The sequence below is a fragment of the Arthrobacter pityocampae genome (assembly GCF_002927275.1).
Lineage (GTDB): Bacteria > Actinomycetota > Actinomycetes > Actinomycetales > Micrococcaceae > Arthrobacter_D > Arthrobacter_D pityocampae.
In genome coordinates, this window is the sequence record NZ_PRKW01000007.1 from 13,443 (window position 1) to 28,843 (window position 15,401).

The 15,401-nt window shown below is 69.3% G+C and carries 18 protein-coding genes; 9 read left to right on the forward strand and 9 right to left on the reverse strand.

The genetic code is table 11. From position 1 onward, the window contains the following. Positions 1-23: 23 nt before the first annotated feature. Both C4K88_RS15495 and C4K88_RS15500 read right to left on the reverse strand, forming a co-directional pair. On the reverse strand, positions 24-1,109 hold the full coding sequence (locus C4K88_RS15495; RefSeq protein WP_146065715.1) for a permuted SH3 domain-containing protein: 1,086 nt from the start codon (positions 1,107-1,109) through the stop codon (positions 24-26). 227 nt (positions 1,110-1,336) lie between these two features. After that, positions 1,337-1,588: a DUF1272 domain-containing protein gene (locus tag C4K88_RS15500; RefSeq protein ID WP_104122577.1), complete on the reverse strand. Its 252-nt coding sequence runs from the start codon at positions 1,586-1,588 to the stop codon at positions 1,337-1,339. A gap of 133 nt (positions 1,589-1,721) precedes the next feature. On the opposite strand from C4K88_RS15500, the gene C4K88_RS15505 reads away from it, so the two are divergent. From C4K88_RS15505 to C4K88_RS15515, 3 genes are all read left to right on the forward strand, one after another. Next, positions 1,722-2,294, forward strand: a complete 573-nt coding sequence (locus C4K88_RS15505) for a GNAT family N-acetyltransferase (RefSeq protein WP_104122578.1) — start codon at positions 1,722-1,724, stop codon at positions 2,292-2,294. Between the two features lie 317 nt (positions 2,295-2,611). After that, positions 2,612-2,884, forward strand: a complete 273-nt coding sequence (locus tag C4K88_RS15510) for a hypothetical protein (protein ID WP_146065716.1) — start codon at positions 2,612-2,614, stop codon at positions 2,882-2,884. Between the two features lie 82 nt (positions 2,885-2,966). Beyond that, the gene (locus tag C4K88_RS15515) at positions 2,967-3,176 is read left to right on the forward strand and encodes a hypothetical protein (RefSeq protein ID WP_146065717.1); all 210 of its coding nucleotides are present in this window, start codon (positions 2,967-2,969) and stop codon (positions 3,174-3,176) included. 99 nt (positions 3,177-3,275) lie between these two features. Here the strand turns inward: C4K88_RS15515 and C4K88_RS17475 are convergent, their stop codons facing one another. Further along, complete coding sequence (locus C4K88_RS17475) at positions 3,276-3,425, reverse strand: hypothetical protein (protein WP_167399068.1); 150 nt, start codon at positions 3,423-3,425, stop codon at positions 3,276-3,278. 124 nt (positions 3,426-3,549) lie between these two features. Between C4K88_RS17475 and C4K88_RS17200 the strand changes: the two genes are divergently transcribed. Further along, on the forward strand, positions 3,550-4,062 hold the full coding sequence (locus C4K88_RS17200) for a hypothetical protein (RefSeq protein ID WP_146065718.1): 513 nt from the start codon (positions 3,550-3,552) through the stop codon (positions 4,060-4,062). Between the two features lie 42 nt (positions 4,063-4,104). Here C4K88_RS17200 and C4K88_RS15525 read toward each other — a convergent pair whose 3' ends face one another. The 4 genes from C4K88_RS15525 to C4K88_RS15540 all read right to left on the reverse strand — a co-directional run bounded on the left by C4K88_RS15525 (position 4,105) and on the right by C4K88_RS15540 (position 7,771). Next, positions 4,105-5,196 carry an alkene reductase gene (locus C4K88_RS15525; protein WP_104122582.1) on the reverse strand — a complete coding sequence of 364 codons (1,092 nt, stop codon included), beginning with the start codon at positions 5,194-5,196 and terminating at the stop codon, positions 4,105-4,107. A gap of 139 nt (positions 5,197-5,335) precedes the next feature. Beyond that, positions 5,336-5,785 carry a hypothetical protein gene (locus C4K88_RS15530; protein WP_104122583.1) on the reverse strand — a complete coding sequence of 150 codons (450 nt, stop codon included), beginning with the start codon at positions 5,783-5,785 and terminating at the stop codon, positions 5,336-5,338. 115 nt (positions 5,786-5,900) lie between these two features. Beyond that, positions 5,901-6,767, reverse strand: a complete 867-nt coding sequence (locus C4K88_RS15535) for an NAD-dependent epimerase/dehydratase family protein (RefSeq protein WP_104122584.1) — start codon at positions 6,765-6,767, stop codon at positions 5,901-5,903. Further along, complete coding sequence (locus C4K88_RS15540; protein WP_104122585.1) at positions 6,767-7,771, reverse strand: aldo/keto reductase family protein; 1,005 nt, start codon at positions 7,769-7,771, stop codon at positions 6,767-6,769. Before C4K88_RS15540 ends, C4K88_RS15535 begins: the two co-directional genes overlap by 1 nt. Before the next feature lie 146 nt (positions 7,772-7,917). Here C4K88_RS15540 and C4K88_RS15545 point away from each other — a divergent pair, with 146 nt between their 5' ends. Together C4K88_RS15545 and C4K88_RS15550 are read left to right on the forward strand one after the other, a co-directional pair. After that, positions 7,918-8,991: a lipid II:glycine glycyltransferase FemX gene (locus C4K88_RS15545; protein WP_104122586.1), complete on the forward strand. Its 1,074-nt coding sequence runs from the start codon at positions 7,918-7,920 to the stop codon at positions 8,989-8,991. Between the two features lie 46 nt (positions 8,992-9,037). Further along, positions 9,038-10,726 carry a threonine/serine exporter family protein gene (locus C4K88_RS15550; protein WP_438502358.1) on the forward strand — a complete coding sequence of 563 codons (1,689 nt, stop codon included), beginning with the start codon at positions 9,038-9,040 and terminating at the stop codon, positions 10,724-10,726. A 103-nt stretch (positions 10,727-10,829) separates the two neighbouring features. On the opposite strand, the gene C4K88_RS15555 is transcribed toward C4K88_RS15550, so the two are convergent. Then, positions 10,830-11,645 (reverse strand): uracil-DNA glycosylase, encoded by an 816-nt coding sequence (locus tag C4K88_RS15555; RefSeq protein ID WP_104122587.1) that lies wholly within the window; start codon positions 11,643-11,645, stop codon positions 10,830-10,832. 110 nt (positions 11,646-11,755) lie between these two features. Between C4K88_RS15555 and C4K88_RS15560 the strand changes: the two genes are divergently transcribed. The 3 genes from C4K88_RS15560 (at position 11,756) to groL (ending at position 14,948) form a co-directional block, all read left to right on the forward strand. Next, positions 11,756-12,061 (forward strand): DUF3263 domain-containing protein, encoded by a 306-nt coding sequence (locus C4K88_RS15560; RefSeq protein WP_104122588.1) that lies wholly within the window; start codon positions 11,756-11,758, stop codon positions 12,059-12,061. Positions 12,062-12,103: 42 nt separating this feature from the next. After that, the gene (locus C4K88_RS15565) at positions 12,104-12,706 is read left to right on the forward strand and encodes a LytR C-terminal domain-containing protein (RefSeq protein WP_104122589.1); all 603 of its coding nucleotides are present in this window, start codon (positions 12,104-12,106) and stop codon (positions 12,704-12,706) included. 607 nt (positions 12,707-13,313) lie between these two features. Next, complete coding sequence (groL, locus tag C4K88_RS15570) at positions 13,314-14,948, forward strand: chaperonin GroEL (protein WP_104122590.1); 1,635 nt, start codon at positions 13,314-13,316, stop codon at positions 14,946-14,948. 118 nt (positions 14,949-15,066) lie between these two features. Here groL and C4K88_RS15575 read toward each other — a convergent pair whose 3' ends face one another. Beyond that, on the reverse strand, positions 15,067-15,357 hold the full coding sequence (locus tag C4K88_RS15575; RefSeq protein WP_104122591.1) for a WXG100 family type VII secretion target: 291 nt from the start codon (positions 15,355-15,357) through the stop codon (positions 15,067-15,069). Between the last annotated feature and the right edge of the window lie 44 nt (positions 15,358-15,401).

The window sequence follows — 15,401 nt, forward strand, 5'->3', positions numbered from 1 at the left end:
GGACCGGTGCGGTGCCGCACGCCCTAGCCGCCCATCATCGCGTAGGGGTCCTGGTTCAGGGGGGCGTCGCTGCCGGGGACGAATTCGAGGATCATGTCGCCCTCCGCGAGCCCTTCGGTGATTTCCACGAAGGAACCGTCATTGAGCCCGAGCTTCACCTCCCGCTCGGTGGTCTCACCGGCCGGGTCCTGCACCCACACGACGCCCGTGGCGATGGATCCCTTCACCGCCGTCGTCGGCACGGTGACCACGTTCTCCGCGACCCCCGCGCTCAGCACGATGTCCGCGGAGAGGCCGACGAACACCGGTACCTCGGCCGGGACGGGACAGGACAGTGCACCCGCGGGAGTCGACCCGCCGTCGGCCTCGGGGCCCTGGGGCGGGGCGAGGGGGCCCGCCATGGCCGCCCGTTCCGATCCGGCGTCGGTCCCGCCACCGGATGCATCCTGCGGCTCGTCGATGCGTGGTTCGGTGCAGGTGAACGGTGCGGCTCCACCCGTGATGGAGATGACCGCCGACGACGGCCGGTCCAGCAGCCGGAACTGTTGGGCTGCTGTCAGTGTGCCGGTGACGTGATAGGTGCCGGGGCTCACCGTGCCGGCGGTCTGTCCGATGGCGACGGACTCGCCGATGAGGGGCGTGAACGCCGTCAGCGTCCCGGCCGCCGGGGCGAGGATGTCGTAGTACTCGTAGACCGTCTCGACGGGTGCGGGTGCTGCAGGCGCGGGTGCGTCGTCGTCGCCGTCCACCGCCTCCTCGACCGGGGCGGGCGCCGGCTGGATCTTCGCGGGTTCCCGCACCTGGAACAGGGCGGTGCCCTCCTCCACGGAGTCGCCCTCCTCGACGAAGACGACGACGACCTCGCCCTGGGCCGTCGACCGCACCGGGACGCCGTCGTCGGCGGCGACCGTTCCTGTGAGCTCGATCGTGTTGGCGACCGTTCCGAGACCCACCGGCACGGCCGGTGTCATCACCTCGGCGGTCGGGTACTGGGCGTCGGCGGCGAGCTCGACGCCGTCGAAGAAGGCGATCTTGACCAGGGCGACGGCGATGACGGCGAACACCACCAGCCACGCGATCGGCAAGAGAACACGGCGAAGTACGAACATTTCTTTCCCCCATATGTCGTGGGTCCGCGGGACCCTGCCCGGCGCAGACGACACCCGGCAGTCGTCAGCATAGGGGGACCGGCCCGCTCTCAGGGCGCAGGGCGCGCGAGCAATCCCCGGAAGGTCGTGACGGTTCCGCGAGCGTCGTGCCCGTCACGCCGCAGACCGGACGCATCCTCAGGATCTTCTCCGGGTGAACGGACCGAGCAGACGGACGCGGGTTTCACCTAGAGGCTGGTGAGCTGCTGCCGGCAACTGGAGGAGACGATCCGGACGGTGCTCGGCGGGTTGTTGATCAGTGTCGCTGCCGGCCGGACAGGACGCCGTTGAAGGTCGCCGCCGCAGTTAGGGCAGGACCGATTCCTGAAGCGTTCCACGCAGTCCGGGCACCATGTGCACTCGAAAGTGCAGATGTAGGCCTCGTCGGCGGGGGTGAGGTCTCGGTCGCAGCATTCGCAGTTCGGGCGGATTTCCAGCACGTGGCAATACTTCCATACGGCGCAGGGGTGGGAGGGTGAAGCGTCTCATCCCTCGACGGGACGCGGCGCAGCTGATCGCCGGACGCGGGCGAGGCAGGGATCCGGGGAGTTTTCGGATGTGCGAGGCTGAGGTATGGGAACCAATTCCGACGTGCCGCCGTGGCCCGTCGAAGATCCGAGCTACGACGGCGTAGTGCTGCGCACGTTCCAGGATGACGACACCGGGATGGCTATGGAATTGGCCCGCGACGACTACGTCCCCATGATCGGAACTCTCCCGAGCCATGCATCCAGGGAGGAAGCTCTTGCGTGGGTGGAACGTCAACGGCAGCGCCATACCGACGGCACGGGCTTCTCCTTCTCCATTGCCGATGCCGGGACAGGCTGCTCTCTGGGCCAGATGGGGCTGTGGACCCGTGAATTGAAGCAGGGGCGCGCCCAGGCAGGCTACGGGGTCATGCCCAGTGCGCGCGGACGGGGTGTTGCCGGAAGGGCGTTGCGCGCGCTCCTGGATTTCGCGTGGACCATCCCCGAGCTGCACCGGGTGGAGCTCCATATCGAGCCGTGGAACACCGCCTCGGTCCGCAGCGCCGACCGCGCGGGATTCCACCGGGAAGGGCTCCTGCGCAGCTACCAGGATATCGGCGGTGAACGCCGGGACATGCTTCTCCATGCCGCAGTCAGAGCTCGTCGAGGGAGTCTGTGACAGCGGTGGACGACCGGTCGGTTCTCCCGGTTGCAGCACCGGAGGAGGTTTCCCCGTCTGCCGGTTCGGTCGGGAGCGCATCCGGGCCCGCTGCACACCGCTGATCGGCGAGCGGGCGCCCCTCCCGGACGGTCGCGCGAGTGGATCGTCGACCGGGCCAGGTGCTGCACGGCCTCACCTGCGCCCGCAACCGGCCCCGGCTCGTCCGCCCCCTGGTGCGGGCGCACCTTACGTCATCGGGGGTGTGATCTGCCAGTGTGAGGAACACGATAACGACGCCTCGCCGCGCTGTCCGGGCGCCCCGCCATAGTTGAGCTATGGATCAATGGCAGGGACTCCTCGCGCAGTGCGCCCGGAGTATGGGGTTCGACCGCGGGCATCGACGCGCGGCCTATGCGCTTGCAGGTGTGGGGGTCTTCTGGGCCGTCGGGCTGTTCGGTGGTCTGCGGATCCTCCACAGCGCATCATCGCCGATGACCACCCTCGTGGTGCTGTACGTGATGCTGGCCGCCGTCGCGCTCTCGCTCGTCGTGGCCGCCGCCGCAGTCGCCGAACTGGGGCGGCAGGCAGCCGAGAAGCGCCGCCGCTAGGCACGGAACCCCATCAAAGGCACGCCCGCAACCCGGGCAACAGGCCAGGCATCGATGCACGACGGCGGGTAGCGTGAACAGCATGCTGACCGTTCCCGAGAATTTCCCGCCCGCCTACATCCGATACCTCGAGGCCCAGGACGAAGGCTTTGCCGAGACAGTGCTGATGGTCATGAAACAGTCCGTCGCGGAAGGCAAGCACGGCATCCTGATCAGCGACCAGGCCCTGGATCGCGGGGCCGAGACGTCCAAGGAAGTACCGTTCGGCGAGATCGTCGAAGGGACCCGCTGACCCGCGACACCGGGACGAGCGCGCCCCGACCATGCACCGGACGGAGAACGCCGACCCCGAGGTCGGCGTTCTCCGTCTGCCGCGTGAAGGCGTTGCTCCTCAGGACCCAGCGCCCGTCTGGTCGTCGGAGTCCGCACCCTCGGAAGGTTCCTCGGAGTGCACCCTGATGTCCGCCGGGTCGGCGGCAGTGTCACCCTCGGCGGGGGCCTCGTTGTGGACCCGGTCGTCGTCGCGTGGATTCTCTGACATGCGCTCGTCCTTTCGGTTCGGGGGAGCACGAGCTCCCTGGGCGTCAGTCTACGGAGCGGCCTCCCCGGGCATCGCGGCGGCGTTCCAAGTAGCGCCGAGTCATCAGCAGGCTTACTATCGGGTCATGGAAGCACCGGACACCGTCGCGCCGTCCCTGGGCCGCCCACGGGCGATCGCGCGATCTGCCGCCGTCGGTCTGTTGACGGTGGGGCTCGGGGCGGGCGTCCATGCCCTATCGGGAGGCTCGCTCCCGAGCCTCCCGATACTGTGCGCTCTCGCGGCGCTCGCCGTCCTGACGGCCACCCTCGTCGGGCGGGTGCGGCTACCCGGATGGGGTGTCCTACTGTTGCTCGGCGCCGGACAGCAGGTGCTTCATTGGCTCCTCGGCGGACTCGCGCCAGGTCCCGTGAGAGTCGCTTCCGGCCCGGCGGTCCACCACGACGGCGATGTGCCCGTCGGGTCGGGGGCCGCGCAGGGGCACTCCCCGGAAGTCATGCTGATGCTCCACACGCATCTGGCCGTCGCCCTCCTCCTCGGGTGGGCCGCCCTCCGCCTCCCGGAGCTCCGGGCCCGGCTGGACCGCCATCTGCGGTCCGGGAGTAGGCCACGAACCGCGAAGGGCACCCCCGTCGCGTGACGAGGGTGCCCTCCAGTGCGCTGGTAGGCACCGGCCCGGATCCTAGCCGGCGTTCAGGGAACCGTCGTAGAACGGGTAGTCCGTGTAACCCTCCGCGCCCGTCGAGTAGAACGTAGCCGGGTTCGGCTCGTTCTCCGGCAGGTTCTCCTGCCAACGGCGTGCGAGGTCGGGGTTCGCGATGGCGGGACGGCCGACGACGACGGCGTCGCCCACGCCGTCCTCGAGGATGGCGATGGCTTCGTCGCGATTGGTGATGACACCGAACCCGCTGTTGATGAGGACGGGGCCGCCGAAGCGCGTCCGCAGGTCCTGCACCAGGTCACCCGTGGGATCGGCGTGCAGGACGCTCAGGTAGGCGAGCTTCAGGGGTGCGAGGGCGTCGACCAGCGTGCCGTAGGTCGCGTGGACGTCGGCTGCCTCGGTCTCGAGCGCGTCCTGGATGTTGTGCGCCGGGGAGATGCGCAGGCCGACCTTCTCCGCGCCGACCTCGGCCGCGACAGCCGTGACGAGCTCGATCAGGAACTGCGCGCGCTTCTCCGGCGATCCGCCGTAGGCGTCCTCGCGCTGGTTCGACTCGGGGGAGAGGAATTCGTGCAGCAGGTAGCCGTTGGCGCCGTGCAGTTCGACGCCGTCGAAGCCTGCGACGTCGATGGCCTTCCGGGAGGCGGTGACGAACTCCTCGATGATGCCCGGGAGTTCCTCGGTGGTGAGGGCGTGCGGCACCGGGTAGGGCTGCTTACCCGTGCTGGTGCGCGTGACGCCGTCGATCGCGACGGCGCTCGGCGCCACCACCTCGTACCCGCCGTTCGTGTCGGGGTGGGTCACCCGGCCCGCGTGCATGACCTGCGCGACGATCCGCCCTCCGTCGGCGTGGACGGCGTCCGTGACGCGCTTCCAGCCCGCGAGCTGCTCGTCCTCGACCAGGCCCGGCTGGCCCGGGAAGCCCTGGCCGGCATGGCTGGGGTAGGTGCCCTCGCTGACGATCAGGCCGAGCGAGGCGCGCTGCCGGTAGTGCTCCACCACGAGATCGCCCGGGATGCCTGCGTCACCGGAACGGACCCGGGTGAGCGGCGCCATCACCACGCGGTTGGGGAGTTCGAGCGTGCCGAGCGTGAGGGGGGAGAACAGTTTCACGAGGTCCTACTTTCCGGTCGATGTCTACTGGCGGCAACCGGGGCGCGCGGGGACGTATTCCGAATGTGGGGTGCGTCACGGGTGCGGACGCGACGAAGCCCCGGGGGTGCGACCCCGGGGCTTCGTCCTGCAGCAGGCGTTACTCGCTGTCTGCTTCGTCGATCGCGCTCAGCGGCGAACCGCCACGGTTGGCGGGGTCGTCGCTGGCGTCGACCTCGTCGTCCTCCATCATGCCGAAATCGACGTCGGCCGCGGCCTCACCGAGCATCGGCTCCTCGGTCGGATACTGCTCGTCGCCGTGCTCGTACCGGGCCTCGGCCGTCTCCGCGCGGAGGGTCTGGTCGCTGAGGACGCCTTCCTCGCCGATCACGGGGACGCCGTTCTCGTCGGCGACGCCGGTCAGCCCGGGCTCGTCCTGCAGCAGGGGATCCTCCTGCCAGTGGTCCGGGTCGACCTCCGCGGCTCCCTCGTAGCTGTCCGGACGGCCCTCCAGGACCGGGTCGAAGGCCTCCGGGGCGAGCGCGTCGTTCAGCACCTCGGGCTCTTCGTCCCTGAGGGTCAGTTCCTCATCGGGAAGGTTCTCGGTCATCGTCTCTGCCTTTCGTCGGTGCTGCGCATCGTCGATCATCAGCCTACTGATGAGCGGGCCCGGGCGACAGTTCGCGCTGCCGCCCGTGCCGTTCGGGCCGCCGGGCCGGATCGACCTAGACGTGATCGCGCCAGCTGTGCCGGGGCTCATACCCCAGCGTCCGCCGCGCCCTGTCGATCGAGAGGAGTGTCTCGTGCTCGCCCACCTCGCGCGTCAGTTCCACCCCGGGGAAAACCTCCGCCGCCAGATCCGCGCTGGCCCGGCTCATGACGGTGTCCGCGGCCGCGATGATGAAGCGGTCGAAGCCCGGCGCCGCGTTCTCCAGCGCCTTCGCCACGGCCTGGGCGCCGTCCCGGCCGTCGATGTACCCCCACAGGTTCCACTTCCGAGCGGTCGCATCGGCGTCGAAGGACGGGAACTCGGCGTAGTCCTCCGGATCCATGACGTTCGAGAACCGCAGCGCGGTGATGCTCAGCTGCGGATCCCAGCGCGTCAGTTCGATCGCCAGCTGCTCCTCGAGGTGCTTGACGAGGGAGTAGGTGCTCTCGGGACGCGCCGGGTACTCCTCGTCCACCGGGATGTACGGGGGCGGGGTGTCGAACGGGAGCCCGAGGACTGTCTCGCTGGAGGCGTACACGACCCGCTTGATACCGGCCCGCCGGCAGGCCTGGAAGACGTTGTAGGTGGCGGCCATGTTGTTGTGGAACGTCGCCGCGTCCGCCTGCAGGCCCGGAGCCGGGATGGCCCCGAGGTGCACGACGGCGTCGAGGCCTGCGTGCCGGTCGTCCACGCCGAGGAGCGCATCGAGGACCTGGCCGTAGTCCCGCAGGTCGATGCGCAGGAAGGTCGGAGTGCGCTCGCCATGCTGGTCGAGCTCGAGGACTGTGTGCCCGGCCTCGCGCAGACCACGGACGACACTGCGCCCCAGCTTCCCGTTCGAGCCCGTGACCGCGACCTTGAGGGGGGCCGTCGTCGCCGCCATCAGACCGGCCGCGTCTCGGGGGAGGCGGTCTTCGCGACGTCCGTCTCGGCGAGGTCGCCGATCGCGTCGTCGATGGCCTTGAGGACGTCGTCCTCGAGCTTGACGCCCGCGGCGACGGCGTTCGACTCCACCTGCTCGGGCCGGGAGGCGCCGATGATCGCCGAGGCGACGTTCTTGTTCTGCAGCACCCATGCGATGGCCAGCTGGGCCATCGTGAGGCCCACACCGTCGGCGATCGGCGCGAGCTTCTGGACGCCCGTCAGCACCTCGTCGCTCATCCAGCGCTTGATCATGTCAGCGCCGCCCTTGTCGTCCGAGGCCCGCGTGCCCTGCTCGGGCTGAGCGCCCGGCGTGTACTTGCCGGTCAGCACTCCCTGCGCGACGGGCGACCAGACGATCTGCGACAGCCCGAGCTCCTCGGACGTGGGGACGACGTCGCCCTCGATGACACGCCACAGCATCGAGTACTGGGGCTGGTTGGAGATGAGCTGGAAGCCGAGGTCCTTGGCGAGGGCGTGGCCGTCGCGGATCTGCTGCGCCGTCCACTCGCTGACCCCGATGTACAGGGCCTTGCCCTGTCGGACGATGTCGGCGAACGCCTGCATCGTCTCCTCCAGCGGCGTCTCGTAGTCGTACCGGTGGGCCTGGTAGAGATCGACGTAGTCGGTCTGCAGGCGCTGCAGCGATCCGTCGATCGATTCCATGATGTGTTTGCGGGACAGCCCGACGTCGTTGTGTCCCTTGGGGCCCGTGGGCCCCCAGACCTTCGTGAAGATCTCGAGCGACTGGCGCCGCTCACCCTTGAGTGCTGCGCCGAGGACCGTCTCCGCCGCCGTGTTGGCGTACACGTCCGCGGTGTCGAAGGTGGTGATGCCGACGTCGAGGGCCGCGCGCACGCACTGCGTGGCGACGTCGTTCTCCACCTGCGATCCGTGGGTGAGCCAGTTGCCGTAGGTGATTTCCGAGATCTTGAAGCCGCTGTTGCCGAGGTATCTGAAGTCCATAGCGCCGATGCTAACCACCGGGATGGGGCGAGTACAGGAAACCCGGTTCCCGAGGCAACCAATGCGTCATGCGACGCGAAGGGGTAGTGTCCAGCCGCTAGACTTGTGCGCGTCCTTCGGTAGCCACCATCAGTGAATGAGGAATCTTGGTCGACTTCAGCGCTCGTTTCGCCACCGGGACGGAGCAGCGGGATTGGGATTCCCTCGTGACGGCGAACCCGGGCGGGGGCAACCTGCTCTCCTCCGCCGCGTTCGCGGAGGTGAAGTCCCACCACGGGTGGCGGCCCCGCTTCGTGGTCCTCGAAGGCCCGGGATACACGACCCACAACCTCGTCCTGGAGAAGAAGGTCCCGCTCATCGGGGCGCTGTGGTATCTGATCAAGGGCCCCGCGGTCAGCGAGGCCGCCCATGTTCCGGCCGCGGCACGCGCCGTCGCCGACCTCGCCCGCAGGGAAGGCCACAACGTCTTCGCTATCAAGGTCGAACCGGACCTCGTGGACGGTCCGGAGGTCCAGGAGGTGCTGCGCTCGGCCGGACTCGTCAAGACCTTCAACCTGCAGCCCAACGACAGCACGGCGGTCCTGGACACCACGCCGGACGCGAACCAGCTGCTGCGGAACCTCCACTCGCGCGGCCGCAACGCGGTCCGCCGGGCACTCCGGGAGGGCGTCGAGGTGCGGCGCATGGAGCCGACGCGGGAGACCTTCGAGGCCATGTACTCGCTCATGTCGCACATCGAGGACCGCTCGGCCGCCCGGATGCGCTCGTTCGAGTACTACAGCCGCTTCTGGCAGAACTTCGTGGACGCGGGGCAGGGCCGTTTCTACTTCGTGTACGAGGACGGGCAGCCCTCGGTCGGCGCATTCGTGGTCAACTACGGCACGAAGGGCACCTACAAGGACGGCGGGTCCCGGCCGGGCCGCACCCAGTACGGGGATTCGCACCTCGTGCAGTGGCAGGCGATCACGGACCTCAAGGACGAGTTCGGGATCGTCGAGTACGACTTCTGCGGCACCCCGCCGAGCGCCCGGCTGAAGGACAAGGACCATCCGCACCACGGCCTGGGACTGTTCAAGACGAGTTTCACCAAGACGGTGACGGACTACGCGGGGTGTTACGACCTCGTGGTCAGTGCCTGGAAATATCGTGTCTGGAACACGATCGCGGAACGTGTGGCGCGCCAGATCTACTGGCGACGCACGCACCAGCCGTTCTACTGAGGACGTGCCCGGAGAGGGCGCGGCGATCGACGCATGAAAGGCCGCTGTGAAAGACGGTTCGACCCCGGCTGATGGACTCCTGCCCCCTGATCCGTCGCCCGTGGCGGAGGCGCTCCCGGTGATCCGGCGCCCCTTCGACCCGACCGACGACGAGAAGCGTCAGCTGGCGGCCGGTAAGGGCGGCGCCGGCAGGAAGAGCGGCCGGGCCGGTACCCCACCGAAGCGTCCGACGTCGGAACCGAAGGCACCCCGGCCCTCCCGCCAGCGGCCGCCCGTCACGAGGCCCACGGACGCGCTGCCCACGACGCCGCAGAGAGTGCCGTCGTCGATCCGGTCCAACGCGGCAGCCCGGAACGTGCTGCGCCGCCTCGTGCAGGGCGAGGCGCCGCCCACCCAGGCGATGAGCATCGTGGAGCGGCTGGCCGGGAGCCCCTACGCGAACCCGACGATCCAGGTCGGCGGCCCCGACGCCGGCGCCCGCAAGGCCCTCGACTTCGCCCTGAATCTCGCCGAGACCATGTTCCGGTACGGCGCGGGTGCCCTCGAGGTGGAGACGAGCATCATCGCGGTCACCGCCGCGTTCGGCCTCGACAACATCGAGGTGGACATCACCAACCAGTCCGTGATCATCAACTACTCCGCGAAGGACCAGACACCGACGACGGTGCTGCGGGTGGTCCGTTCCTGGACGAACAACTACGCGGGCCTCACGGCGATCCACCGGCTCGTCTCCGACATCGCCGACGGCGGGGTGTCCCGGACCGAGGCCGCCCAGCGGCTCGACGAGATCACCCACCGGCCGAAGCCCTTCCCGCGCTGGATGGTGACCGCCGCGTTCGGCATCTTCTCGGCGGCCATCGTGGCCTTCGTCGGCGGCACCCTGCTCGGCTCGCTGGTCGGCTTCATCAGCTGCATCCTCGTGGACCTGGTCAGCCGGAAGCTGGGGGAGTGGCGTGTGCCGGAGTTCTTCTCCGTGGCCACCTCGGCCGCACTCGTCACCCTGATCGCGATGCTGTTCTGGTGGCTCCAGGTGCCGATCACCCCGGCGCTGGTGGTGGTGGGCGGCATCCTGCTGCTCCTGCCGACCGGCCGCCTCGTCTCGGCGACACAGGACGCCATCAACGGCTTCCCGGTCACGGCAGCAGGGCGGTACCTCTCGGCGATCCTCGTCTTCGCCGCGCTCGTGGCCGGGATCGCCGTCGCCCTCGTGGCCGGATCGGCGATCGGGATCCCCGAACTCGACGTGTTCGAATCCACCGGCATCCAGTACCCGTGGCCCCTGGTCGCGGTGCTCATCTTCGTCGCCGTGGCCATGATCTGCATCGCCGAGCAGACCGACGTGAAGCTCGTGGTCCCTACGTCCCTGGTCGCTGTCGCCGGGTACCTGCTGCTGATCGGCGCCGTGGCGGCGGGTGTCGGCTACCGGCTGGCGCCGGCCCTCGCGGCCATCCTCATCGGGGGGCTCTCCCGCGTCGTGTCCCTCCGGTTCGGGGCGCCCCAACTGGTGGTCGCGGTTCCGGCCGTGCTGTTCCTCTATCCCGGGCTGTCCATCTTCCGCTCGATGTACACGCTCACCATCGAGTCGGAGTTCGTGTCCGACGGCGCGCTCGGGCTGTTCAACGCCCTGACCGTCGTACTCGCCATCGCGGCGGGCGTGGTCCTCGGTGACAATCTGGCACGGCCGTTCACCCGGAAGCTCAGCTCCGACGAGCGGCAGCGGAACCGGCGGCGGTAGCCCCGCCCGGCGGGTACGGAGCGTCAGTGGGTGCGGCACGCCTGCGCAGCGGAATCCGGGCGCGACGGCGCCGGTCCACGTCCGACTGGTCGTGTGCCTCGGATCAGCTGTGCGCCTTCGACGACGTGCGCGTCCAGTCGACGGGGTCGGCGCCCTGCCGGGCCAGGAGGTCGTTGGTGCGGGAGAAGGGCCGGGACCCGAAGAACCCGCGGGAGGCCGAGAGCGGGCTGGGATGCACCGATTCGACCGTCGGCGTGGCGCCGAGCAGCGGCTTGAGGCGGAGGGCGTCCTTGCCCCACAGGATCGCGACGAGCGGCCCACCCCGTGCCACCAGTGCGCGGATGGCGGCGTCGGACACCTCTTCCCAGCCCAGCCCCCGGTGCGACGCCGCCTCACCCGCCCGCACCGTCAGTACCCGGTTGAGCAGGAGGACACCCTGCTCGGCCCAGCCGGACAGGTCGCCCGACGCGGGCGGCTGCGCGCCGGTGTCCGAGGCGAGCTCCCGGTAGATGTTCGCGAGGCTTCGCGGGATCGGCCGGGTCCGCGGATCGACGGCGAAGCTGAGCCCGACGGCGTGCCCCACCGTGGGGTAGGGATCCTGCCCCACGATGACGACCCGGATGCTGTCCAGCGGGGTGGTGAAGGCCCGGAGGATCCGCGAGGCCTCCGGCAGGACCCGGTGTCCGCCGTCGAGGTCCTCCGCCAGGGACACGGCGAGCCGGTGGAGGACCGGCTCGACCGGCTTGAGCGCGGCCGCCCAGTCGGCGGGCACCAGATCCTCGATACGCGCCGGGGCCGCGAAGGGGAAGGCAGAGGTGTCGGGGCCCGGCCGCCCGTCCGTCCGGGGCTGCGGGACGCCGGTCCCGCTGCCCGTGGGCGAGTCCGGCAGGTCGAACAGGGTGGGATCGGCGGAAGTCATGACCCCATTCTCGCCCGGGCGCCGCCCGCGTGCCGTTCGAATGACACCGGTGTCATTGCCCACTATCATGGACTGACAGTTGTGCCCGCTGAAGGAAGGCGACAGGGGAGATGGCCGAGCCACAGCGGCATTCGGATGACGCGACGTCCGGGTCGGACGATCGGCTGGCCCTGGGCGACCGCGAGCAGCGGATGCTCGCCCTCGAACGCGAATGGTGGAAGTACTCCGGCGCCAAGGAGCAGGCCATCCGCGACCTGTTCAGCATGTCCGCCACCCACTACTACCAGGCGCTCAATGCCCTCATCGACACCGAGGCGGCCCTCGCGCACGACCCGATGCTCGTCAAGAGGCTCAGGCGCCTCAGGTCCACCCGGCAGAAGGCACGCTCGGCCCGCCGGCTCGGCGCGGACATCTAGGACGTCCCGCCATCCCCGACGCGCGAAGGACCACCCACACCCATGACTGAACACCCGCGGGACGAGTTCGACCGCGTCCCCGCAACGTCCGCGCGCCAGGGGGTCCACCGGGAGCGGTTCATCCCGGCGCGGTCCAACGGCCTCGGGCTCAAGATCACCGTGGGGGTCCTGGCGCTCCTCGTCGGCCTGGGCTCCTACTTCGTCCTTCCCCGCCTCGGTTTCACCGGAGGAGACGACGGCGGTGCGGCAGCGTCGTCGGGGGCCTCCGCGACGGCAGAGCCGTCCAGTTCCGCATCTCCCGACGCGACGAGCGCAACGAGCGAGCCCAGCGCGACGGCGACAGCCACCGCCTCCGCTGCGGCGGACGCGGCGGACCGGGCCCAGACCGTCAACGTCCTCAACGGGACGGGCTCGCCGGGACTGGCGACGGTGGCGGCGAGCCGGCTGGCCGCCGCGGGCTGGACGTCCGCCCTCCCCGGGAACTGGGCGGGTGTCCCGGTGGATGCATCCGTCGTCTTCTACAACGGCGAGGAGCAGCGTGGCGCCGCGGAAGCCGTGGCCGAGGACCTCGACATCGAGGACCTCGTCGAGAGTGCGGACATCTCTCCGGCGATCTCCGTGGTCCTCGGGCCCGATTTCAAATAGCAGACGGGAATGCAGGACGTCCCCTCCCGTCCGTCACCAGTGTGCCGTCCGCCCCGGGTCACCGTCCGCCTCCGGCGTGACGGAGCCCTGAGGGTGGGCACAGGAGTCCAGCGGGCCGACGGGACGAGCTGGATGATGCCGATCCCCGCAGCGATGGGGCAGACCCGGCAGATCCGAGAAGGAGCGGCCGGGGCGGCAGGGCATGAGTCCCTGCCGCCCCTCTGGGCGCACCCCGCCCGAGCGCCTTCTGCTAGACCTGCGGTGGGACGCACCATGAGTTGAGCCCCCGTAATCCGGCCCGGGCCAGGGGCCAAGGTCCCCACCTCCGACGGGGACGTGGACGTGGCGGGTGGACCGGCCCGGGGACCACTATCGGGAGGCCCGGGCGGGTTGCACTCGTGGGGTGTGAGTGCTAATTATTGAGTTAGCACTCGCGCGCGCAGACTGCTAAGACTGTGCGTGGCGCGTGAAGCAGGCAAACCTCTGTGGTGGGGGTGGGGCAGGAGCGTGAAAGAGATCGTTCCGGCTCCATCCGGCCGTCGCGGGCACCACACGCAGGCAGCATTCACATGCTGAAATGCAACCGTCCCGAAAGGACCTAAGCCGTATGGCCAAGATCATTTCTTTTGATGAAGAGGCCCGCCGCGGCCTCGAGCGGGGTCTCAACATCCTCGCTGACGCCGTCAAGGTGACCCTCGGCCCCCGTGGCCGCAACGTCGTGCTGGAGAAGAAGTGGGGTGCCCCCACCATCACGAACGACGGCGTCTCCATCGCCAAGGAGATCGAACTCGACGATCCGTTCGAGAAGATCGGTGCGGAGCTCGTCAAGGAGGTCGCCAAGAAGACCGACGACGTCGCCGGCGACGGAACCACCACCGCCACCGTGCTCGCCCAGGCCCTGGTCAAGGAAGGCCTGCGCAACGTCGCGGCCGGCGCCGACCCCCTGAGCCTCAAGCGCGGCATCGAGAAGGCCGTGCAGGCTGTCACCGAGGAACTGCTCGCCTCCGCCAAGGAGATCGAGACCAAGGAGCAGATCGCTGCCACGGCCTCCATCTCGGCCGGCGACGACGAGATCGGCGCCCTGATCGCCGAAGCCCTCGACAAGGTGGGCAAGGAAGGCGTCATCACCGTCGAGGAGTCCAACACCTTCGGGCTCGAACTCGAGCTCACGGAGGGCATGCGCTTCGACAAGGGCTACATCTCGGGCTACTTCGTCACCGACGCAGAGCGCCAGGAGACGGTCCTCGAGGATCCCTACATCCTGATCGTGAACTCGAAGATCAGCAACGTGAAGGACCTCGTTGCCGTCCTCGAGAAGGTCATGCAGTCGGGCAAGCCGCTGCTGATCATCGCTGAGGACATCGAAGGCGAAGCCCTCGCGACCCTCGTGGTCAACAAGATCCGCGGCACCTTCAAGTCCGTTGCCGTCAAGGCTCCGGGCTTCGGTGACCGCCGCAAGGCGCAGCTCGCCGACATCGCCATCCTCACCGGTGGACAGGTCATCGCCGAGGAAGTCGGTCTCAAGCTCGAGACCGCCACCCTCGACCTGCTCGGCACTGCCCGCAAGGTCGTCGTGACCAAGGACGAGACCACCATCGTCGAAGGTGCCGGCGACGCCGACGCCATCGCCGGCCGCGTGGCCCAGATCCGTGCCGAGATCGACAACTCCGATTCCGACTACGACCGCGAGAAGCTGCAGGAGCGCCTGGCCAAGCTGGCCGGCGGCGTCGCAGTCATCAAGGCCGGAGCCGCAACGGAGGTCGAGCTCAAGGAGCGCAAGCACCGCATCGAGGACGCCGTCCGCAACGCGAAGGCCGCCGTCGAGGAAGGCATCGTCGCCGGTGGTGGCGTGGCCCTCATCCAGGCCGGCGCCAAGGCGTTCGCCAACCTCAAGCTCACGGGCGACGAGGCGACGGGCGCGAACATCGTCCGCGTCGCGATCGACGCGCCGCTCAAGCAGATCGCCTTCAACGCCGGCCTCGAGCCCGGCGTCGTCGTCGACAAGGTCCGCGGTCTGCCCGCCGGCCACGGCCTGAACGCGGCCACCGGCGTGTACGAGGATCTCCTCGCCGCCGGGGTCAACGACCCCGTGAAGGTCACCCGCTCGGCCCTGCAGAACGCGGCGTCGATCGCAGGCCTGTTCCTCACCACCGAGGCCGTCGTGGCCGACAAGCCGGAGAAGGCAGCTCCTGCCGGCGGCGGGGACGACATGGGCGGCATGGGCGGTATGGGCGGCTTCTAGCCTCCACCGCCTGTGCGGCCTGCGCCGCACAGCATGCACACAGGGCGGCACTCCCTCACAGGGGTGCCGCCCTTTGCATGCCCGGATCGGCACGCCCGGATGGTCAGGGCGGCCCGGATCAGCTCATGAACATCCGGGCGTTGCTCTGCTCGGCGTCGGCGTACTGCTGGGTGGCGATGTTCAGGGCCTCGTTGATGCCGGTCAGTGACTCCTCGACCTGCTGCTGCGTGGCCCGCCACTGCAGGATGAGCTGCTGGAAATTGGTGGCCGCCTGGCCCGTCCAGAGGCCCTCGAGCTCCCGCAGTCCGGCCTGCATCGAGTTCACCTCCGCCTGCAGCCTCCCGATGGTGCCCTGGACCTGGCCGCTCTTGGCCGCCAGGCTGTCGGTGTCGACATTGAAGAATGCCATGTTGTGCTCCCATGCTCGCGCTTCCTTGACGCCCCTGACGCTAG